This is a genomic window from Thiorhodovibrio litoralis (assembly GCF_033954455.1).
GTDB lineage: Bacteria > Pseudomonadota > Gammaproteobacteria > Chromatiales > Chromatiaceae > Thiorhodovibrio > Thiorhodovibrio litoralis.
In genome coordinates, this window is record NZ_CP121473.1 from 3,402,505 (window position 1) to 3,423,570 (window position 21,066).

Consider the following 21,066-nt stretch of genomic DNA (forward strand, 5'->3'; position numbering starts at 1 on the left):
GTCGAGGCCGCACCCTATGAGCATGCCTTCGCCAAGCAGTGGAACGCGATGAAGGGCTACCATTTCCTGATGCGTCTGGCGCACCTCATCAACACCCTGGCGCGCTTCTCCAAGCAGCTGGCGGCGCTATTCGTGCAGCTTGGGGTGCAGGCCACCATCGGCTTCATCCGCAATACCCTCACCGGCCCTTGGCTCGACCCCGCCGTGGTGGAGCAGCGCCTGCAGCGACCGTTTCGATTAAGTCTGCTCTGAGCTCACTGCCTGCAGTGAGACGACCGCTTGCCCATCGCGCAGGCGGCGGCTTCCTATGGCCAACCAGTCCTCAAGCGGCTATTTCCGCTTCGGAAGATTCCGTCACAAGGGCACCAATGTTGGGTTTTCACCTGAGTCGGCGCAAAAACACTCGCCATCCCTCGCTAAGCACCTCGGTCTGGAAAGTCGTGCGTCAGGGCTGCCGTCGCGGCGCTACGCTTGCCCCCCAAAGAATTCTTCTCTTAAATGCGCAATCTGGTGCATGCGCTGATGCAAAATGGTTACGATACCTGTCAAGTCCCCGCAGATGGGTAGCCCTTGGGCCGGTTCGTTTGGCCCCTGACCGCATGCGCTTTTTGAATCTTTGTTGGTGGAGATCCCTTCCATGTCCGCAATTGCTGAACAGTTACCTTTCGACGCTGAGGCGTATCTTGCCTGGGAGGAGGAGCAGCCGGAGAAGCATGAGTATTTTCAAGGTGAGGCATTTGCCATGGTAGGGGCGCGGCAGGAGCATGTTTTGGTTTCGTTGAATTTTGCCGCTGCGCTCAAGCAGCGCTTGCGTGGCGGCCCTTGCCGGACCTATGTCGCGGACATGAAGCTGCGGGTGGCGGCGGCGGATGCGTTTTTTTATCCGGATGTGATGGTTTCTTGCGATGCCCGTGATCATGCCGCAGCGCTTAGTCTGGAGCATCCGCGTTTGATTATTGAGGTGCTCTCGGCGCGGACCGAGGCCTTTGACCGTGGTGCGAAGGCTTCGGCGTATCGCCTGTTGCCGTCGCTGCGCGAATACGTGGTGGTGGACATTGGCGCACGCCGGCTGGAAGTCTACCATCGCACCGATCAGGGCGATTGGCACTTGCGCGACTGCCGCCCGGGAGATGGCGCCTGCCGGTTGGAGTCGCTGGAGCTGGAGTTGCCGTTCACGGAGATTTTCGAGGACCTTCCGCCGCTTGGTTCTGAGCCGGAAGCCGAATGAGGCATTGATTGCAGGCAGCGTGCGGTAACCAGAAACCCGATGCTCAAGCAACTCCGTGCTAGTCAACCTGCCTGGTTATTCCATCTGGAAGGTCGAGGGGGGAGCCTACTGAACATTTGAGCGGGTTCTTTATAGCGATAGGATGTGAAGCTCAATACCACGCGATGACCAGCAGAGCGCAAAATCCTGCACGAGTATCGGGTTGGCTCCCACAGGCGCGGCGTTGTCCATCGCCTAATTGCAACCGCCGGCCGCCGGGGATGGCGGTCGAGTTGCTGGTAATCCACAACATCAGTCTGCCGCCTGGGGACTTTGGTGGTCCTTGGGTCGAGCAGCTGTTCTTGAATCAGCTCGATCCGGCGGGACATCCCTACTTTCAGACCATCGCTGGGCTGCGCGTTTCAGCGCATTTGCTGATCCGTCGGAGTGGCGAGGCGCTGCAGTTTGTCGATCTGGGTGATCGCGCCTGGCATGCAGGGGCCTCACGCTTTCAGGGCCGCGAGAATTGCAATGATTTTTCTATTGGAATCGAGTTGGAGGGGACGGACAGCTGCCCTTTCACCGATGCGCAGTACGGGCGCCTTGTTGCTCTGACGCGGACGATTCTGCGCGCCTACCCGGCCATTGGACCTGGGCGGGTGGTCGGGCATGAGCATATCGCGCCCGGTCGCAAGACTGATCCTGGGCCTTGCTTCGACTGGGAGCGCTATCTTGGGACGGTTTTCGGACCGGAGGCGCTAACGGCTGATCTGCCGGTATTTTGTGGTGCGCACGACAGTGAGAGATGCTGACGTCGCCATGGTCATCGCGCCATTGTGCCCGGCAGGCGTGCGATAATGCTGGCTGAATCCTTGTTTGAAATGCTAGGGAGCGTCTCAGAATGCCTGCACAACAGGTTAAAAAGGTCGTGCTCGCTTATTCCGGCGGGCTTGACACTTCGGTAATTCTCAAATGGCTGCAGCAGGAATATGGCTGCGAGGTGGTCACCTTCACCGCTGACATCGGCCAGGGCGAGGAGCTTGAGCCGGCGCGCGCCAAGGCTCAGGCGGCGGGGGTGAAGGAAATCTACATTGACGATCTGCGCGAGGAGTTCGTGCGCGATTTCGTCTACCCCATGTTCCGCGCCAATGCGCTTTATGAGGGCGAATATCTGCTCGGCACCTCCATCGCACGTCCGCTGATCGCCAAGCGTTTGGTCGAGATCGCGCGGGAGACGGGCGCCGATGCCATCTCTCACGGCGCCACCGGCAAAGGCAACGACCAGGTGCGTTTCGAGCTGGGCGCCTATGGGCTAAATCCGGAGATTCAGATCATCGCGCCCTGGCGCGAATGGGATCTGCTCTCGCGCGAGAAGCTGCTGGCCTACGCCGAGCAGCACGGCATTCCGGTGGAAATGAAGCGCGAGGGTAACAAGTCGCCCTACTCCATGGACGCCAACCTGCTGCACATCTCCTACGAGGGCTATGATCTGGAAGACCCCTGGGTCGAGCCGGGTGCTGATATGTGGCGCTGGACGCGCGATCCGCAGCAGGCACCGGATGCCCCGCAGGAGATCGAACTGCGCTTTGAGCGCGGCGACATCGTCGCCATCGACGGCAACCCCATGAGCCCGGCGCAGGTGCTCGCGGAACTCAATCGCATCGGCGGCGAGCATGGCATCGGCCGCGCCGACATTGTTGAGAATCGCTATGTCGGCATGAAATCGCGCGGCTGTTACGAGACCCCCGGCGGCACCATCATGCTGAAGGCGCATCGGGCGATGGAATCGCTCACGCTCGACCGCGAGGCGGCGCACCTGAAAGACGAGCTGATGCCCCGCTATGCCAGCCTGATCTACAACGGCTATTGGTTCAGCCCGGAGCGGAACATGCTCCAGGCCGCGATTGACCAGACCCAGCAGGTAGTCAATGGCGAAGTACGGCTAAAGCTCTACAAGGGCAATGTATTGGTCACCGGCCGGCGCTCAGCGAGCGACAGTCTGTTCGATGCCAGCATCGCCACCTTTGAGGAAGACGCCGGCGCTTATGATCAGGGCGACGCAACCGGCTTTATCCGGCTGAATGCGCTGCGCCTGCGGGTGGCTGGGCGCAAGGGGCGGCTTTAGAGCTGATCTCGCGGCTGGGTTTGCTTGATCGCCGCCGTCGGCCCGGCCAAGCGCTAATGCACGCGCGGCAGGTCCGACGGCGGCTGGCCGCGGGCCTGGAGCTGGTCGAATGGGTCCTCTGCCATGCGCTTGCGTCCGACATCGCGCAGGCGTTGCAGATAATCCTGCCACAGCGGTTGCCAGCCGCGGCCGAGTTTGTACAGGTAGGCCCAGTCGAACAGCCCGGACTTGTGCCCGTCATCGAAGAAGATTTTCACGGCATAGTTGCCGATTGGCTCAAGATTGGTGATCTTCACCTCCTCTTTGCCAATCTGAAGTTTGGCCTGATCCGGCGTGTGGCCGCGCACCTCGGCCGAGGGTGAGTAGACGCGCAGATATTCGCACGGCAGGCGGTAATGGGCGCCGTCGTCGTAGATGATCTCGAGCACGCGGGATTGGCTGTGCAGCTGAATATCGGTCGGGCGTGGGTTTTGCTCCATCGGTTTGGTCTCTGGCAATCGGTCAATGCGGCCAAGATGCGGACGATCAGGGGATTTGCCAAATATCCAATCGAAAAGCCGAGATTCCCTGCCGTCAGGGAATCGTTTGGCTGGAGCAAGCAGCTGTTAGGGATTTGGTCGGCTTTGCCTTCTCAATCCGCTGCCTCAACCCGCTGCCGCCAACTTAACCTGATGCGGACAGGCGGCGCCCGTTGTGCTCATTTCGGGCCAGCCGCAGGTGTGGCGGGCGACCAGGCCTGCAAGCATGTCGAGGTGAGCGAGGGCGTCGTTGAGGCAGGGGATATAGTAGTAATCTCCGCCGCCGGCCTCGAGGAAATAGCGGCGGTTTTCGACGTCGATTTCTTCAAGCGTCTCCAGGCAGTCGGCAGAGAAACCGGGGGCGATAACATGGACGCTCTTGACGCCATCGCTGCCCCAGAGCTTGAGGGTCTCATCGGTGTATGGCTGCAACCATTCGTCGCGGCCGACGCGCGACTGGAAGGAGACCAGCCAGCGGTCTTCATCAAGCCCGAGGCTGTCGGCGACCATGCGCGCGGTTTTCTGGCAGTGGCAGTGGTAAGGGTCACCGGCGGTGAAGTAGCGCTTTGGAATACCGTGAAAGGTGAATAACAGCCGCTCGGGCTCGCCCTTCTCGGCCCATGCTGTGCGGATGCTCGCGACGAGGGCGTCGATGTAGGCGGGATCATCGTGGTATTGGTTGACGAAGCGTAGCTCGGGCAGCCAACGCCAGGTGCTGAGCTCTTCGGTCACGGCATCGAATGTAGACGCCGTGGTAGTGCCTGAGTACTGGGGATAGAGCGGCAGCACCAGCAGGCGGCGCACGTGGTCGGCCTTGAGCCGCTCGAGTGCCCCCGAGACCGATGGGTTACCGTAGCGCATGGCGAGCTCAACGCGCACACTTGATCCGACGCGCTGGGTGAGACGTTGTTGCAGCCCCGCAGCCTGGCGCTGGGCGATGTCGAGCAACGGCGAGCCGCGATCAGTCCAGACCGCCTGATAGGCGCGGGCGGAGCGCGCTGGGCGCACGCGCAGGATGACGCCGTGCAGAATAAACCACCACAGCGGGCGCGGAACCTCGACCACGCGCGGGTCATTCAGAAACTCGGCAAGATAGCGGCGCACGGCATTCGGGGTGGGTGCGTCCGGGGTGCCGAGATTGAGCATTAGCACGCCGAGCTTCTCCGGCATGTCATGCTGAAAATCGACAACGTTCTTGTATTTCATTCGGCGTCCTCTGCGTCGAGCTCGTCTTTGAGGTAATCATACAGGGTACGGAAGCGCAGCGGGTCGAGTTGGCCGAAGACCGGATCGGCCGCGCTGGGCGCCTGCGCCTCGAGGCGCACCCAGTCGTCGGTGGACAGCAACTCGCGCGCGGCGGGAAACACCCGCGCTTCTTCATCGGCAATGTGCGTGCGCATCAGTGAGATCATTGCTTGGCCCTGCTCCGCCACGGTATCGCGCGACAGCACTTCCTCATGGACGATACCCTCGATCGCGTCGCGAAAGGCGCGGTTCATGTCCTCGAGTTGCTGGTGCTGCGCGCTCAGCGAGTCGAGGGCCTGCTGCAACGCAACGGCATCGATTCCCGTCGGCTGCGCGGTTGCTGAAAGCTCCCCGCTCTGCGGTGGACTGTCGGTGCCGGACCCGGCGCCGGGCGCCGTCTTGCTGATCGCCTCCCCCATCGCAGCGAAAATGAGTTCTTCGCTGCGATGGTGGACCTGGTCGGCATAGTCGACGACATATTCCAGCAGCTCGCACATCAACTCATAGTCGGGCTCCTCGCCGCCATGAAAACGCGCAACCAGACCCTCAAGCAGCGTCATGATGCGCCCGAAGCGGCGATGATCACGGGTCAGCCGATTGATTAGCGCACTCATCACCACCCTCCCCTTTCTTGACCACTCATCGCAACCCCGGCAGACGGGATTGCAGTTGGCGCCAGAGCCAGCCGGCGCGTTCGGGCTGGCCCAGGGCGTTGCTTAGAATATCCGGATCAACCAGCTTCCAGCGAATGCGCGAACGTGCCCAGGTGCGACCGCAAAACAGCAGACGATCGCCGGGCTGCACAAGGGTATCAGGCTCAGGCAGCAAGTCGAGCCGCCCTTCGCGCTGATGCAGCAGCGCGATGGCGGGCAGCGTGGCGCCGGGATCGCGCAGATCCGCCAACAGATCGGCGAGCCGTGGTTTGAGCCCATCGCGGGCGGCGTCTAGCAGCGCGGGGGCATCCTCTGCGTCGATACGATGTTCCCAGACTTCGGGCACGCTGTCTTGCAGGAGGGCCGCGACCCTGCTGACCAGCGCGCAGGCCCAGGCTTCGTCCTGATTGCGGGCGAGGTCAAAAAATTGGCTCAACAGCGGCAGTCTGAGCAGAGTGCGAATGCGGTTGGCCACGATCAGGCTCGGGTGCATGCGAATGTCCGCATCGACGGCGCGAAAGAGGTCCTCATTGACCATGTTATTTTCCCGCACTACCAGATAGAGTTCCGGATTCATTGCGCGCGCGGTCATGATAATCGATAGATTATTGGCGTCGCTGTCGGTGCCGGCAATCAGCCCGACCGCATCGCGGATGCCGGCTTGCTCCAGGGTTTCAGCCTCGGTGCCGCGGCCGTGAATCCAGGCGGTCGGCGGCATGCCGGTGCGATCGGGGCGGGATTCGATCACCATCAGCTCGCAGTCGAGCCCTTCAAGCTCGCGATAGACCGCCTTGCCGAAACGCCCGAAGCCGCACAGCACCCAGCGCCCGCCGGCCGGCGGCTTGCGCGGCTCACTAAGCTGGGCATCGCGCAGGGCGCCGAGCCAGTCGTTGAGAATGGTCAGGCAATGTGCTGTGAGGGCGGCGCGCAGATAGACCGCGAAGATCTCAAACGGGTTAAGCACATAGTTGGTGTCGAACGACAACATGTTGGCGGAGATGTCATTCGAGTCCGAGCGGCAGATGACGGTGACCTCGGGATGCAGCAATTTCGCCGCCAACGCCACCTTGAGATTCACCTCGTTGGATGACGTCAGGGCCAGCACTGCCTGGCACTTGTGATGGCGCATGCCGCCGCTGAGCAAGACATCCGGGGACTGAGCATCCGCTTGCAGGGATGGCACGAATTCGCGCAGCTTCTCAAGCTGCAGGCCATTGATGCGCTCGCGGTCGGCATCAATCACCACCGCCCGCCGGCGCTCGCTAGTGAGTGCGCGCACCAGATCGCGACCGGTCTGACCGTAGCCAACAATGAGGAAAAAGGGCGTGGAGATGCGCCTGACACTGGCGGCAAACCGTCCCTCGGCCAGCGCCCGCTGCAGGCTTTCGTCCTGCAGCAGGGCAATCAGCGAGCCGACGGAGTAGAGCCACACGGTTACGCTGGCATAGATGCAAAACACCGTCCATAGCCGCTGTGCGTCGCTGAACTCTTGCGGCAGCTCGCCAAAGCCAATGGTGGTGGCCATGTAGCTGACGAAGTAAAAGGCGTGGAAAAATCCCAGATACCAGACATTGCCGTCGGCATCTCGCCCGGGAATCAGGACCAGACCGAAGACCGCGATGCTGTAAACCACCACCAGTGCCAGCAGCGGTTTGCGCATGCGGCGCAAGATCAGGAAGTAGATGTTATCCATCGGCCCCCTTAAGCAAAGGCAGCGTGGAAAGGCAGCGCGGATTGCTGGCGCGGTGAGGAGACTGGCGAGGCGACTAGCGCCGCAAGGTCACGGTTTCCACAACCAGCAGCACCACGGAGATGACATTGGCCACCATGGCGCCCCCTGCGAGCGAGACGATGCTGGACATCACGCCCGGAGTCATGCCGGACTCCCATACATGGGCTGCCAGAATCCAGATGATGGCAGCGCCGATGAGCTGCAGCATGGCCACCAGCCCGGTGGCCAGCAGCATGGCATCCACCTGGCTGCGGTCGCCGAGCTTCATGATCAGGGCGACGGCGTTAACAATGAACAGCAGGACGAATTCCCGCACGTGATGATGCGCTGGATTGTCGATCTCCCCGACAAAAAAGCCGAAGTTCAGCGTCAACGCCAGGAAAATAAAAAACCCGAAGACGACCTTTTCAAGATTCATCGCAAGCTCTTTTTAAGATTCAAGACATCAGGCCGCGCTTGGGGACTCCGCGCGCGTTTGGGCGGTCCAGTGCAGCACGAGGTTCAGCATACGCACGGTGGCGCCAATGGCGGCGAACACCTGGTTGGCATGCACGCCACGGGTTTTGAACTCACGCCCGCTGCCGCTTTCATCCAGCCAGCTGATGGTGCATTCGGTCAGCGCATCGCTGCGCCCGCCTTTGGGGATGCGCACTTCATAGTCGGCCAGGGTCGGCAGCGTCACACCCAGACGCTTGACGATGCGGGAAAGAGCATTATTGAAGGCATCGAAGCCGCCATTGCCGCTGCCGGTTGCGGTCATCAGCTCACCGTCGATGCACAGCTTGATGCTGGCGGTGGATTCAAGCCCCAAGCTACCGGACACATGGCAGGCGAGCAGCTCGGCGTGGTCGTAGTCGCGGCTTTCGAGCACCTCGGCGATGATGAAGGGCAAGTCCTCAGCCGTGATGGTCTTTTTCGAATCCCCCAGCTCAACGATGCGCTTGAGCACCTTGCGCTGATTCTCTTCCGACAGAGTGATGTCGAGCCGCTCGAGATTCTTGCTCAACGACGCCTTGCCGCTTAGCTTGCCCAGTGCATAGGTGCGCCGACGGCTGAAGCGCTCGGGCGAGAGCTTGGTGTGATAGAGGCGTCCCTTGTTGTCGCCGTCAGCATGGATGCCAGCCGTTTGGGTAAACACATCGCTGCCGATGATGGGCGCGTTATCCGACACCCGTTTGCCGGCGAAATACTGCACCAGCTCACTTGCCCGCACCAGATGGGATTCGTCGATGCCGAGCGTCAGGCCGAGCTGATCGCGCAAGTTGACGACGACTTCCGCCAGAGACGCATTGCCAGCACGCTCGCCCAGGCAGTTGACCGTGCAGTGCACCGCAGCGGCGCCGGCGCGCGCGGCGGCGAGCACATTGGCGGTCGCCAGCCCGTAGTCGTTGTGCGGGTGAAAGTCAAACAAACAGCCGGGAAAACGCGCCATCATGTCGCGCATGGCCGCGAAGACGCCCTCTGGTGTCATCACGCCCAAGGTATCAGGCAGCATGAAGTGGGAGATGCCGGCATCCTGCAATCTTTCCATGAGCTCAAAGACATAGGCCGGATTATCGGCATAGCCGTTGGACCAGTCCTCAAGATACAGATTGACCTGCAGCCCTTGCTCCCGAGCAATACCGACGGTTTCGCGCACATCGGCGGCGTGCTCTTGCAGTGTCTTACCCAGTTGGGTGCGGCAGTGTTTCTCGCTACCCTTGGCCAGTAGGTTGATCACCGAGCCGCCAGCGGCGCGAATCCATTCCACGCTCTTGCCATGATCGACAAAGCCTAGCACCTCGATGCGCCGGTCGAGGTCTTTCGCGCGCGCCCAGTCGACCATGGCCGCCACGGCGCCCTGTTCGCCCTGGGATACGCGCGCCGAGGCGACCTCGATGCGATCAACGCGCACCTGCTCAAGCAGCACCTTGGCGATATTGGTTTTCTCGTCGCGCGAAAAAGACACACCCTGAGTCTGCTCGCCGTCGCGCAAGGTGGTGTCGAGAATCTGGATGGATTGGCTAGCCGGGGTCTGCGGCAGTGTGCCCTCGGGCTTCAGCATGGCGTCGGACATCAGCGCGTCTGCGACAAGGTTGACTTGAGCCGCTCGCGCACGGCGTCGGTTTCGGCCGCGATCTCCTCGCAGCGCGCTTCGCGCTCCAGCAGTCCTTGCAGGCAGGGCGGCGGCGGTGCGTCCATGCCGATAGCCTCGTGCACCGCCTCGTTGAACTTGGCCGGATGCGCGGTTGCCAAACAGACCGCATCGGGCCAGGCTGCGGCTGCCCGCACGCCAACGGCTGTGTGGGGACAGAGCAGGTAGTCCGCCTCCTGATAGGTGGCGCGCATCTGCTCTAAGGTGTCAGCGTCGCTGACCGCCGTCGCGGCAAAGTCCGCGCCCGCGCGCGCATGCTCGGCGGTACTGAACTCAATCCGCCCATCGCGCTGCATGGCGGTCACGCGGGCACTGACCGCGTCGGCGTCCTCATCGAGCAAATAGTAGAGATAGCGCTCGAAGTTCGAGGCAAATTGGATATCCATCGCCGGGCTTAGGGTGTGATGCACCTGGGTAACCGAGTAGATGCCATGATTTACAAAACGCGTGAGGATATCGTTGCGGTTGGTCGCCAGAATGAGTCGTTCCACCGGCAAACCCATGCGCTTGGCCAGATATCCGGCGAACACATCGCCGAAATTACCCGTCGGCACCGCGAAACTGACGCGGTGGTTGACATCGCCACCGCTGAGCCGCCCCCACGCGTAAAAATAGTAAACCGTCTGCGCCAGAATGCGCGCCCAGTTGATGGAGTTGACCGCTCCGAGGCGGTAGCGGGTTTTGAAGTCGAGATCGCTAAACAACGCCTTGACGATGCGCTGAGCGTCATCGAAGGTGCCGCGCACCGCCAGGTTATGGACGTTCTCATCCAACACTGTCGTCATCTGGCGTTCCTGCACCGGTGACACTCGGCCCTTGGGATGCAGGATGAAAATCTGGATGCGCTCCTTGCCGCGCACCCCAGCGATGGCGGCGGAGCCGGTATCGCCCGAGGTGGCGCCGATGATATTGAGCTGCTCGCCGCTGCGCGCCAGAAAATGCTCGAACAGATTGCCGAGAAACTGCAGCGCCACATCCTTGAAGGCGGCCGTGGGCCCATGGAAGAGTTCGAGAATGTGCCTGTCGCCCGCCTGCGCCAGCGGTGTAATCTCGGGATGGTCGAAGCGCGCGTAAGAGCGCTCCACCAGCGCCCCAAGCTCCGCCGCAGACAGGTCATCCCCGACAAAGGGCCGCATCACCTCGCAGGCCAGGTCTTGAAAACCCAGCTGCGACCATGCGCGCGACTGCTCCGCTCCGATCCGCGGCAGCAATTCTGGAACCAGCAGACCACCGTCGGTCGCCAGCCCCATCATCACTGCTTCGGCGAAGCCAACGGGCTCGACGCCGCCTCTGGTACTGAGATACTTCATAAAGACTCGTAATGAACGATTTGCCAATCCGTGCGATCCCCGGCGCCCGGAACATAACCTCGCGGGAGCCTTCGGGCAGTCAAATTAAGGCAAAGCGCGGATCAGGGCAACCTGAGCCACTGCGAAACGCAAGTTAGCTGGCAGTTCCCGGCGAAGACCAGCCGGGTATGATGCACAGTTTCCGCTCTCACCGCGAACTTGCAAGCGAGACCTCGCGAGATGAAATCTGCCAACCAACCCAAACAGCCAGCAGTTCTCTGCGCTGCCGTCAGCGAGCGCCATCACACATCTCCCATGCCGGCATCCGCAGGCGCATCCCCACCGTAAAGTCACCCCATGAAACTCAGCCAAATCCTCAACGCACTGTCGCTGGACATGACCCTGACCGACGATATCAACATCGACGGCATTACGACACTCACGGATGCCACGCCGGCTCACCTTTCCTACGCCATGAGTGACAAATACGCCAATCACCTGCAGACGACGCAGGCCGGCGCCGTTTTCGTCACCGAGAAGATAAAGGATCTGCTCAACAACGCGAGCATTCCCATCGTCGTCGAAGACCCCGAGCTCACCATGGCTTATGCCAGCGTTCTTTTTAGAAAAGAACTCGGCCACCCGGAAAGCAGCGACAATGCCATCCACCCAGACGCCATCATCCATCAAGGAGCCAACCTCGGCTGCCCAGTAACCGTCGGGAAGAACAGTCGCATCATGCCAGGCGCCTACCTCGGCGATGGCGTCACTATCGGCGAGAATACGATCATCCACCCCAATGTCGTCGTCTACCACAGCTGCCACATCGGGAACAACTGCATCATCCACGCCAACACCGTGATCGGCAGTGACGGCTTCGGCTACGCCCACACCAGCAGGGGGCAGCACGTCAAGATCGAACAACTGGGAAATGTCATCATCGAGGACGATGTCGAGATCGGCTCCAACACCTCCATTGACCGGGCGACCTTTAACTCCACCATCATAAAAACCGGAACCAAGATCGACAATCTGGTCCATATCTCCCACAACGTCGTCGTCGGAGAGCGGACCATCATCGCCGGCCAGACCGGCATCGCCGGCTCCACGACAATCGGGAAAAACGTCGTAATGGCAGCCCAATGCGGCGCCGTCGGCCACATCACTATCGCCGACTTCACCACCGTCGCCGCCCGCGGCGGGCTGACCAAAAACACCGAGCCCGGCAAAACCTACGCCGGCTTCCCCCAGATGGAGCACAAACTCTGGCTCAAGCTCCAGGCCAAGCTGGCGCGCTTTGTGAAATCATCGGCAGCATGAGAAGCCACCAGGTCCAGGTCGAAAAGCGACGACTAAAGATCGGGTCCGCTCGCCCGGATTCGGACGGGACGTGCATAGCAGCGAATATCTTTCGGTGTCGCTTTGCGCAAACTGATTGTGCGATAGCCCTCGGCACAATGAGCGGGGAAACTCATTCGGCCTGATCCCGGTTTTCAGCATCCCGGTGTTCAGTATCCCAGCGATCAGCGGCTTGGGTGTCGTGCTCGCGGGCGGCGACCCATCGGGGGCCCTGTTGGGTGGTTTCGCGCTTCCACAGGGGGGCTTGGGTTTTGAGGGCGTCGATCAGGAATTCGCAGGCGCGGAAGGCTTCGGTGCGGTGCATGCTGCCCGTAGCGACGAGGACGATGGGGTCTTCGGGGTGCAGTCGGCCGACGCGATGGACGATGAGGCCGGTGCGCAACGGCCAGCGGGTGCGGGCCTGGTCCATGAGTTGGCGCAGGACGCTGTCGGTCATGCCGGGGTAGTGCTCGAGCAGCATTTCGCTGACCGGGTTGCCGTCGGAGAAGTCGCGCATGATGCCGGTGAAGCTGACCAGTGCGCCGAGCCCTGGCTGCTGGCGGCGCAGTTGGCGCTGCTCGGTCTCGGGGACCAGGGGTTGTTGCTGAACGCGCACCTCAAACATGGGCATCTCCGTCTTGGCGGGGCGGCAGTGATAGCGGCGGTGGTATAAATTCAATCGGTCGCTTGGTTCGCGGGGCGGTCGAGATTGCCTCTTTGAACCCTGACCGGCGCCTCCACTCTAAGACGGGACGCCTTGGTCAGGCGAGGCGATCCGGATATCCTGGCGCGAAGCTGTTAGGCTCGGTCAGAAAGGGTCTACAGCAAATCCGCCCGCCGGGGTCGAGAGACCGCGCCGGAGCCCCCAAGTCATTTGTTGAGAACGGCCGCACAGTCTGCAGCCGGGCATCTGGCGCCATGCACGCTGTGCCGGCATCGCCACTATACTGAGATTTGTTTGAGTCGATAACTGCTGATCGATCCAAGAGGTTCTATCGATGTCGATTTTCGAGCGTTACCAGGCAAGGTACGAATCCTCTCGCGAAGAGGAAATGACGCTGAACGAGTACCTGGAGCTGTGCAAGCGCGATCCGCTGACCTATGCCGGCGCGCCCGAGCGGCTGCTGAACGCGATTGGCGAGCCGGAGCTGGTCGACACCCACGACGATCTGCGCCTGAGCCGCATCTTTCAAAACAAGGTGATCCGGCGCTATCCGGCGTTTGGCGATTTCTTTGGCATGGAGGAGGCCATCGAGCAGCTGGTGTCCTACCTCAAGCACGCAGCCCAGGGACTTGAGGAGCGCAAGCAGATTCTCTACCTGCTTGGCCCGGTGGGCGGCGGCAAGTCATCGCTGGCCGAAAAGCTCAAGGAGTTGATGGAGCAGGTGCCTTTTTATGCCATAAAAGGGTCGCCAGTATTCGAGTCGCCATTGAGCCTGTTCTCGCCGGAAGAGGACGGGGCGATTCTCGAAGAAGACTACGGCATCCCCGTGCGCTATCTGCGCACCATCATGTCGCCCTGGGCGGTGAAACGCCTGCAGGAATACAACGGCGACATTACCAAATTTAAGGTGGTCAAGCTCTATCCGTCGATTCTTGAGCAGGTGGCCATCGCCAAAACCGAGCCGGGTGATGAGAACAATCAGGACATCTCCTCGCTGGTCGGCAAGGTGGACATCCGCAAGCTGGAGCATTTCGCGCAGAACGATGCCGATGCCTATGCCTACTCCGGTGCGCTCTGTCGGGCCAATCAAGGCGTGATGGAATTCGTCGAGATGTTCAAGGCGCCGATCAAGGTGCTGCACCCGCTGCTCACGGCCACTCAGGAGGGCAACTACAATCCGACCGAGGGCCTGTCCGCCCTGCCCTTCCAGGGAATCATTCTCGCGCACAGTAATGAATCGGAATGGCAGACGTTCCGTAACAACAAGAATAACGAGGCCTTTCTTGATCGCGTTTATATCGTGAAGGTGCCCTATTGCCTGCGGGTAACGGAAGAGAAGCAGATTTATCAGAAACTGCTGCGCAACAGTTCACTGAGCGAGGCGCCCTGCGCGCCTGGTACGCTTGAGATGATGTCGCAGTTCTCGGCGCTGACGCGAATGAAGGAGCCGGAGAACTCCAGTATTTTCTCCAAAATGCGCGTCTACGACGGCGAGAATCTGAAGGATACCGACCCTAAGGCCAAATCGGTGCAGGAGTATCGCGACTATGCCGGCGTCGATGAAGGCATGTCGGGTATTTCCACCCGCTTTGCTTTCAAGATTCTGTCACAGGTGTTCAACTTCGACCACACCGAGGTGGCCGCCAACCCGGTGCATCTGCTCTATGTGCTGGAGCGCCAGATCATTCGTGAGCATCTGCAGCCGGAGATTCAGGATCGCTACCTTGGCTTTTTGAAGCAATACCTGGCGCCGCGCTATGCGGAATTCATCGGCAAAGAATTGCAAACAGCTTATCTGGAGTCCTATGCCGAGTATGGTCAGAATATCTTCGACCGCTACGTGACCTATGCTGATTTCTGGATTCAGGATCAGGAATACCGCGACCCGGACACTGGCGAGATGATGAACCGCGGCGCGCTGAACGAGGAACTCGAGAAGATCGAAAAACCCGCGGGCATTTCCAACCCGAAAGACTTCCGTAATGAGATCGTCAACTTTGTGCTGCGCGCGCGGGCCAACAACAAGGGCTCCAACCCGCGCTGGACCAGCTACGAAAAGCTGCGCGTGGTGATCGAGAAGAAGATGTTCTCCAACACCGAGGAATTGTTGCCGGTAATCTCCTTCAACACCAAGGCATCCGCCGATGAAAAGAAAAAGCACGAGCAATTTGTCGACCGCATGGTGGAGAAAGGCTACACGCCCAAACAGGTACGACTGCTGTCCGAATGGTATCTGCGCGTGCGCAAGGCGCAATAGCCTCGCTTTGCGCATTGACTAACAACTGATCACTGACAACTAACCACTAACGACTTCTGCAAGCGCATGTCGCATTTTATCGACCGTCGTCATTCGTCGAAGAACAAAAGCGCTGTCAATCGCCAGCGCTTTCTTAAGCGCTATAAGGAGCAGCTCAAGCGCTCGGTCTCGGATGCCGTAAACCGGCGCAGTATCACCGACATCGACGCTGGCGAGAAGGTTGGCATCCCGTCGAAGGATCTCTCGGAACCGGTGTTCCATCACGGTTCCGGCGGGGAGCGCGAGCAGATTCACCCGGGTAACAAGGAGTTCGCCGCTGGTGATCGGGTGCCGCGACCGGAAGGCGGCGGAGGCGGCCAGGGCTCGGGGCGCGCGAGCCGAGATGGGCGCGGCGAGGATGATTTTGTCTTCGAGCTCTCGCGAGAAGAGTTCATGGACTTGTTATTTGACGATCTCGAGTTGCCGAATCTGGTGCGCAACCAATTGCTCGGCACCACCGAGTTCAAGAGCGTGCGGGCCGGCTATACCACCAGCGGTGCGCCCAGCAACATCGACGTGGTGCGCTCGCTGAGAGGGGCCATTGCGCGGCGTACCGCGCTCGGCGCCCCTTATCGCGGACGCATTCGCGAGCTTGAGCGCGAGCTTGAGGCGCTGCTCGCCACCGGCGCCGATGAGGAAGACCCGCGCGTGGTCGCGCTGCGCGAGGAGATTGAACGGGCGCGCGCGCGCATCGCCGCCCTGCCCTTCATCGATACCTTCGATCTTCGCTATCAGGCCTTTACCCGCGAGCCCCAGCCGACCAGCAAGGCGGTGATGGTCTGCATCATGGATGTGTCAGGGTCGATGGATCAGATGCGCAAGAATCTGGCCAAGCGGTTTTTTATTCTGTTATATCTGTTTTTGCAGCGCAATTACGACAAGATTGAGGTGGTTTTTATTCGCCACCATACCATTGCGCAGGAAGTCGACGAACAGGAGTTTTTCTATTCGCGTGAGACCGGCGGCACCGTGGTCAGCAGCGCGCTCAGCCTGGCGCACGACATTATTTCCGAACGCTATGATTCCAACCAATGGAACATCTATGCCGCTCAAGCCTCAGACGGGGATAACTGGGATTCGGACTCGACCATCTGCCGCGACCTGATGACCGACCGACTCATGCCGCTGATGCGCTATTTCGCATACGTCGAAATCACCCCACGCCAGCACCAAAGCCTGTGGTATGCCTACCAGGACGTGAAAGCCGCCCATCCGCATTTCGCGATGGAAGAAATCGGCGGAGCCGAGGATATTTTTCCGGTCTTCCGGGAGCTGTTCAAAAAGCAGGAGGCCTGAGCCATGAGCACGCATTCCCACCCGGATGATCAGCCAGAAGCTCACACCGCTGTCCGGGCAGAAGACAGCAAGCCCAAAACCACCGCAGATGATGGCTCCAACCGCTTCATCTCCACCTCCTCAGAATGGAACTTCACGGTGCTCGAGCGATTCGATAAGGAAATCGGCGAGATCGCGCACAACGAATTCAACCTCGATACCTATGCCAATCAGATCGAGGTCATCTCCTCAGAGCAGATGATCGACGCCTATTCATCGGTCGGGCTGCCAATCAACTACAACCATTGGTCATTCGGCAAGCAGTTCGTCGCCACCGAACAGACCTACCGGCGCGGGCAGATGGGGCTAGCCTACGAGATCGTGATCAATTCCGACCCGTGCATCGCCTATCTGATGGAGGAAAACACCCTGCCGATGCAGGCGCTGGTGATTGCTCATGCCAGCTATGGGCACAATAGCTTCTTCAAGGGCAACTACCTTTTTCGTACCTGGACCAATGCCGATGCCATCATCGACTATCTGGTCTTCGCCCGCGCCTATATCTCCGAGTGCGAGGAGCGCCATGGCCACGAAGAAGTCGAGCTGCTATTGGATTCCTGCCATGCGCTGATGAACTACGGCGTCGACCGCTACAAGCGCCCGTCGCCACTCTCTATGGCAGAAGAGAAAAAGCGCCAGCATGAGCGCGAGGCCTATCTGCAAGCCCAGGTGAATGATCTGTGGCGCACCCTGCCGGTGGCGCCAGATGCCGTCACTGAGGAGGAAGAACGTCGCTTCCCCTCTGAGCCGCAGGAGAATCTGCTCTATTTCATCGAAAAGAACGCACCCTTGCTTGAGCCCTGGCAACGGGAGGTGGTGCGCATCGTGCGCAAGATCGGTCAGTATTTCTACCCCCAGCGCCAGACCCAGGTGATGAACGAGGGCTGGGCCACCTTCTGGCACTACACATTGCTCAACCGGCTGTACGAAAAAGGACTGATCAACGACGGCTTCATGATCGAAATCCTGCAGTCCCACACCAATGTGATCTACCAACCGCCGTTCGACTCGCGCCATTATTCGGGCATCAACCCCTACGCACTCGGCTTTGCAATGATGCGCGACATTCGCCGCATCTGCGAGCAGCCGACCGACGAGGACCGCTACTGGTTTCCGGATTTTGCCGGCCAGGACTGGATTAAGGTGCTAGACTTCGCGATGCGCAATTTCAAGGATGAGAGCTTTATCGCCCAGTACCTGTCTCCGCACTTGATGCGCGAGTTTCGCCTATTTGCAGTGCGCGACGATGACCGTGACGATGAGCTGGAAATCACCGCTATCCACGAAGAAGCCGGCTACCGCGCGCTGCGCAAGGCGCTGGCCGATCAGTACAATCTCGGCAGCCGCGAGCCCAATATCCAGGTTTACCAAGTAGAAACCCGCGGCGACCGCTCCCTGACCTTGCGCCATTACCGCTACAATCGCCGCCCGCTCGAGGACGACGGCGCAGTCGAGGTGCTGCGGCATATCCGCCGGCTATGGGGGTTCGACGTGCGGCTCGAGGCGGTTGAGGAAGACGGTCATACCCACTTGGTGGCCGAAGTTTAAACAGCGCTCTCGTCATGACATCCCTGGCCGCGACTTCGCAAACTCGGCGGCTTTAGATATACTGGCAAGACGCGAAAACTCCAGCGCGGACACTCTAACGGAGCCAACGTGCCTATGGCATCCAACCCCCTGCTTTCCCATTGCATTCTGGTGGTCGACGACGAACCGACCAACACCAAGGTGCTGGACAAGATTTTGTCGAAAGCAGGGTATAGCTCTGTCGTGACCACCAATGACTCGCGCGAGGCCCTGCCACTGGCCGAGCGCCATCGCCCGGGCGTGGTGCTGCTTGACCTCAACATGCCGCATATCGACGGCTTTGGGGTGTTGGAGCAACTCAAGACGCAGTTTGCGCACGAGTGCCCGCCGGTGGTGATACTGACCGCCCAGAGCGACCAGCCCTCGCGGCTGCAGGCCTTGCAGGGCGGCGCGCGGGACTTTCTCACCAAGCCGTTCGACCGTGCCGAGCTTCTGGTGCGCATCGAGAACATGCTGGCGCTGCGCCAGGCCGAGGAAGAACGCCTGCGCTTTTACTCCAATTACGACAACCTGACTGGCCTGCCCAACCGCGACTACAGCATCCGCCTGCTTGAGGATCAGCTCGGCAGCAGCCAGGACGAGCCCATCGCCGTGCTGCTGCTGGCACTGCAGCGCTTCGACCGCATCAATCAGAGCCTGGGACACGAGGCGGGCGACCGCTTTCTGCGCGAGTTCAAGGAACGCATCCTGAAGATGCTGCCGAAGAACCAGTCCATTGTCGGCCGGATCGAAGGCGCCCGCTTTCTCATTGTGCTGCTGGGCCTGGATACCAGTCACCTCAGCAACCTGGCAGATCGTCTGCAGCACCTGCTTGATGACCTGCATCTTCCGCTGCAGATTGACGATACCGAGCTGCGACCCACGGCACATATCGGTGCATCCCTGTTTCCGAAGGATGGCCGCAGCGCCCGCGAACTGCTTGCCGGCGCCGACTCGGCGCTGACCCGTGCCCGCGTGCAGGCCGATTTGGCCTACGCCTTTGCCGACGCCAACACGGATGCCCAGGTGCGCGAGCAAATCCAACTGGAGACGGAACTCCATCGCGCGCTCGAGCGCGAGGAGTTCTTCCTCGTCTACCAGCCCCAGGTCGCCCTGACCGACGGGCGCATCGCGGGGCTTGAGGCACTGCTGCGCTGGAATCATCCAACCCGTGGCGTGGTGCCGCCTGTGCAGTTCATCCCGCTGCTTGAGGAAACCGGGCTCATCATCCCCGCCGGGGAATGGATCATCGACCAGGCTTGCGCCCAGGCACGCCGATGGCTCGACACCCTGCCCGAGCAATCGGCACTGCGCATTGCCATCAACCTGTCGCCGCGGCAGTTCCAGAGCAACAATCTGCTCGAGCAGATCAAGAACGCGCTCAAGCGCTACCGCATTCCGCCGCATCAGTTGGAGCTGGAAGTGACCGAAAGCCTGCTGATCGAGGACTTTCCCGGCACCCATCAGTTGCTGAGCCAGCTCGATACCATGGGCGTGCGCATCGCGCTGGATGACTTCGGCACCGGATACAGCGCCCTGACCTATCTGCAGGCCTTCCCCTTCCATGCGATGAAGGTCGACCGCTCTTTTGTCAGCACGGTCGGCGGCTCGCGCAAGTCCGAGGCCTTGCTAAAGACCATTGTGCAAATCGGCAAAAGCCTGGAGCTTGAGGTGATTGCAGAGGGCATCGAGACCAAGGCTCAGTTCGATTTTCTGCGCCAGCACGGCTGCGATCTTGCCCAGGGCTTCGGGCTGTCCAGACCGCAGCCGGTCGAGGACATCGAAGCCCTGTTGCAGAGCGGTCACATTTTGACACTGCTCACAGAGGCGGATTGATCTTCAGGGGTACCCGGGACCAGAGCCTTAACCAAAGTCATAATGCTTCTCGACCGCCTCGGTAATCTCCCAGGTGCAGCGCATGCCGACGGGAAAGGTGATCAGGTCGCCGCGGCCGAACTCTTGCGGCTCGCCGCCTTCCGGCGTCACCTTAAAACGACCGCGAAGAATGTAGCAGGTCTCTGCCTGGTCATACTCCCAATCGAAGGTGGAAGGCTCCTTGCGCCAGATGGGCCATTGCTCGATGCCGAGCACCTCCAGCTTGGCCGGTGAGGGCTTGCGCTCGCACAGAATATCTTGATCGGACATGGTTGGGTTGTTCCTCCGTCATTCCGTTTTGCCTGAACGGCATGGGATTTCGGCTTATGATCGCCAGAAAAACCTAGCTTGCAAATCATAATGGGCGCGCGCGGAGTCTCAGGCAAGATGTCAGTGACCGATGCACAGCTTAATCAGCTCGCGGCAGCGGCGGGCGAGCGACTCACCGCCCGCGGCTGGACACTCGCGACGGCCGAGTCCCTGACCGGCGGCTATATCGCCAAGGTCTGCACCGAGATTCCGGGCAGCAGCGCCTGGTTCGACCGCGCCTTTGTCACCTACAGCCCGCTGGCCAAGCAGGAAATGCTCGGCCTGCCACGCGCGCTGCTCGATGATGCTGGCATCGTCAGCGAGGCAGTCGCTGCGGCCATGGCCAACGCCGTGCTGAGCCACAGCCCGGCCGCGATCAGCATTGCCGTGACCGGAGTGGCCGGGCCAGGCGGCGGCAGCCCGGCAACGCCCGTCGGCACCGTCTGCTGCGCCTGGATGGATCGCGAGCGCCTGGCACGGGGTCAGCCGCCGCAGGTCGAGACCTGCCACTTTATCGGCGACCGCGACCATATCCGGCGTCAGACGGTGCAGCACAGCCTCTCGCGCCTGTGCGACATCTGCGATCATTTGAGCGAGCGCCCCGTTTCCCCTTAAATGCCAGGGCGCGCGGTGACGAGTTCCGCCGGCCTGTGTGATAATCTTGCCCCTATCGACTCGCGCCCCGCCTCGAACCGACCGCGGCGCCAGTATATCCAACGGCATTTTCACCGGCATATTCAACTGTCACACTCAGCTGGCAGACTAAAACTGGCACACTCA

General features: G+C 60.7%; 19 protein-coding genes. 10 read left to right on the plus strand and 9 right to left on the minus strand.

Annotation, left to right across the window (positions count from 1 at the left end; translation table 11 throughout):
• Positions 1-48: 48 nt before the first annotated feature.
• From Thiosp_RS15175 to Thiosp_RS15190, 4 genes are all read left to right on the plus strand, one after another.
• The gene (locus Thiosp_RS15175; RefSeq protein WP_201063036.1) at positions 49-252 is read left to right on the plus strand and encodes a hypothetical protein; all 204 of its coding nucleotides are present in this window, start codon (positions 49-51) and stop codon (positions 250-252) included.
• A 385-nt stretch (positions 253-637) separates the two neighbouring features.
• The gene (locus Thiosp_RS15180; protein ID WP_201063037.1) at positions 638-1,228 is read left to right on the plus strand and encodes a Uma2 family endonuclease; all 591 of its coding nucleotides are present in this window, start codon (positions 638-640) and stop codon (positions 1,226-1,228) included.
• A 164-nt stretch (positions 1,229-1,392) separates the two neighbouring features.
• Complete coding sequence (ampD, locus tag Thiosp_RS15185; RefSeq protein ID WP_201063038.1) at positions 1,393-2,019, plus strand: 1,6-anhydro-N-acetylmuramyl-L-alanine amidase AmpD; 627 nt, start codon at positions 1,393-1,395, stop codon at positions 2,017-2,019.
• 89 nt (positions 2,020-2,108) lie between these two features.
• The gene (locus tag Thiosp_RS15190; protein ID WP_201063039.1) at positions 2,109-3,332 is read left to right on the plus strand and encodes an argininosuccinate synthase; all 1,224 of its coding nucleotides are present in this window, start codon (positions 2,109-2,111) and stop codon (positions 3,330-3,332) included.
• A gap of 53 nt (positions 3,333-3,385) precedes the next feature.
• On the opposite strand, the gene Thiosp_RS15195 is transcribed toward Thiosp_RS15190, so the two are convergent.
• The 7 genes from Thiosp_RS15195 to thrC all read right to left on the minus strand — a co-directional run bounded on the left by Thiosp_RS15195 (position 3,386) and on the right by thrC (position 10,924).
• Positions 3,386-3,811 carry a gamma-butyrobetaine hydroxylase-like domain-containing protein gene (locus Thiosp_RS15195; protein WP_201063040.1) on the minus strand — a complete coding sequence of 142 codons (426 nt, stop codon included), beginning with the start codon at positions 3,809-3,811 and terminating at the stop codon, positions 3,386-3,388.
• 165 nt (positions 3,812-3,976) lie between these two features.
• Positions 3,977-5,056: a ferrochelatase gene (gene hemH, locus Thiosp_RS15200; protein ID WP_201063041.1), complete on the minus strand. Its 1,080-nt coding sequence runs from the start codon at positions 5,054-5,056 to the stop codon at positions 3,977-3,979.
• The gene (locus tag Thiosp_RS15205; RefSeq protein ID WP_201063042.1) at positions 5,053-5,709 is read right to left on the minus strand and encodes a hemerythrin domain-containing protein; all 657 of its coding nucleotides are present in this window, start codon (positions 5,707-5,709) and stop codon (positions 5,053-5,055) included. Before Thiosp_RS15205 ends, hemH begins: the two co-directional genes overlap by 4 nt.
• Before the next feature lie 25 nt (positions 5,710-5,734).
• Positions 5,735-7,441 carry a potassium channel family protein gene (locus Thiosp_RS15210; RefSeq protein WP_201063043.1) on the minus strand — a complete coding sequence of 569 codons (1,707 nt, stop codon included), beginning with the start codon at positions 7,439-7,441 and terminating at the stop codon, positions 5,735-5,737.
• Between the two features lie 73 nt (positions 7,442-7,514).
• Positions 7,515-7,898 (minus strand): DUF6394 family protein, encoded by a 384-nt coding sequence (locus Thiosp_RS15215; RefSeq protein WP_201063044.1) that lies wholly within the window; start codon positions 7,896-7,898, stop codon positions 7,515-7,517.
• A gap of 27 nt (positions 7,899-7,925) precedes the next feature.
• Positions 7,926-9,536 carry an alpha-isopropylmalate synthase regulatory domain-containing protein gene (locus tag Thiosp_RS15220; RefSeq protein WP_201063045.1) on the minus strand — a complete coding sequence of 537 codons (1,611 nt, stop codon included), beginning with the start codon at positions 9,534-9,536 and terminating at the stop codon, positions 7,926-7,928.
• Entirely contained in the window at positions 9,536-10,924 is a 1,389-nt protein-coding gene (gene thrC / locus Thiosp_RS15225) for a threonine synthase (RefSeq protein WP_201063046.1), read from the minus strand. The genes Thiosp_RS15220 and thrC overlap by 1 nt, the downstream gene beginning before the upstream one ends.
• Before the next feature lie 336 nt (positions 10,925-11,260).
• Here thrC and lpxD point away from each other — a divergent pair, with 336 nt between their 5' ends.
• Positions 11,261-12,223, plus strand: a complete 963-nt coding sequence (lpxD, locus tag Thiosp_RS15230; protein WP_201063047.1) for a UDP-3-O-(3-hydroxymyristoyl)glucosamine N-acyltransferase — start codon at positions 11,261-11,263, stop codon at positions 12,221-12,223.
• 151 nt (positions 12,224-12,374) lie between these two features.
• Here lpxD and Thiosp_RS15235 read toward each other — a convergent pair whose 3' ends face one another.
• Complete coding sequence (locus tag Thiosp_RS15235; protein ID WP_201063048.1) at positions 12,375-12,866, minus strand: molybdenum cofactor biosynthesis protein MoaE; 492 nt, start codon at positions 12,864-12,866, stop codon at positions 12,375-12,377.
• A 373-nt stretch (positions 12,867-13,239) separates the two neighbouring features.
• Here Thiosp_RS15235 and Thiosp_RS15240 point away from each other — a divergent pair, with 373 nt between their 5' ends.
• The 4 genes from Thiosp_RS15240 (at position 13,240) to Thiosp_RS15255 (ending at position 19,938) form a co-directional block, all read left to right on the plus strand.
• Positions 13,240-15,162 carry a PrkA family serine protein kinase gene (locus tag Thiosp_RS15240; protein WP_201063049.1) on the plus strand — a complete coding sequence of 641 codons (1,923 nt, stop codon included), beginning with the start codon at positions 13,240-13,242 and terminating at the stop codon, positions 15,160-15,162.
• 66 nt (positions 15,163-15,228) lie between these two features.
• Entirely contained in the window at positions 15,229-16,497 is a 1,269-nt protein-coding gene (locus Thiosp_RS15245) for a YeaH/YhbH family protein (RefSeq protein WP_201063050.1), read from the plus strand.
• A 3-nt stretch (positions 16,498-16,500) separates the two neighbouring features.
• Positions 16,501-18,084, plus strand: a complete 1,584-nt coding sequence (locus tag Thiosp_RS15250) for a SpoVR family protein (RefSeq protein WP_242518165.1) — start codon at positions 16,501-16,503, stop codon at positions 18,082-18,084.
• 114 nt (positions 18,085-18,198) lie between these two features.
• A complete protein-coding gene (locus Thiosp_RS15255) occupies positions 18,199-19,938 on the plus strand; it encodes a putative bifunctional diguanylate cyclase/phosphodiesterase (RefSeq protein WP_201063051.1) in 1,740 nt (579 codons plus the stop codon).
• A 27-nt stretch (positions 19,939-19,965) separates the two neighbouring features.
• On the opposite strand, the gene Thiosp_RS15260 is transcribed toward Thiosp_RS15255, so the two are convergent.
• Positions 19,966-20,247, minus strand: coding sequence for a cupin domain-containing protein (locus Thiosp_RS15260; protein WP_201063052.1), 282 nt, complete (start codon positions 20,245-20,247; stop codon positions 19,966-19,968).
• A gap of 117 nt (positions 20,248-20,364) precedes the next feature.
• Here Thiosp_RS15260 and Thiosp_RS15265 point away from each other — a divergent pair, with 117 nt between their 5' ends.
• Positions 20,365-20,901: a CinA family protein gene (locus Thiosp_RS15265; protein WP_201063053.1), complete on the plus strand. Its 537-nt coding sequence runs from the start codon at positions 20,365-20,367 to the stop codon at positions 20,899-20,901.
• The last annotated feature ends 165 nt before the right edge of the window (positions 20,902-21,066 follow it).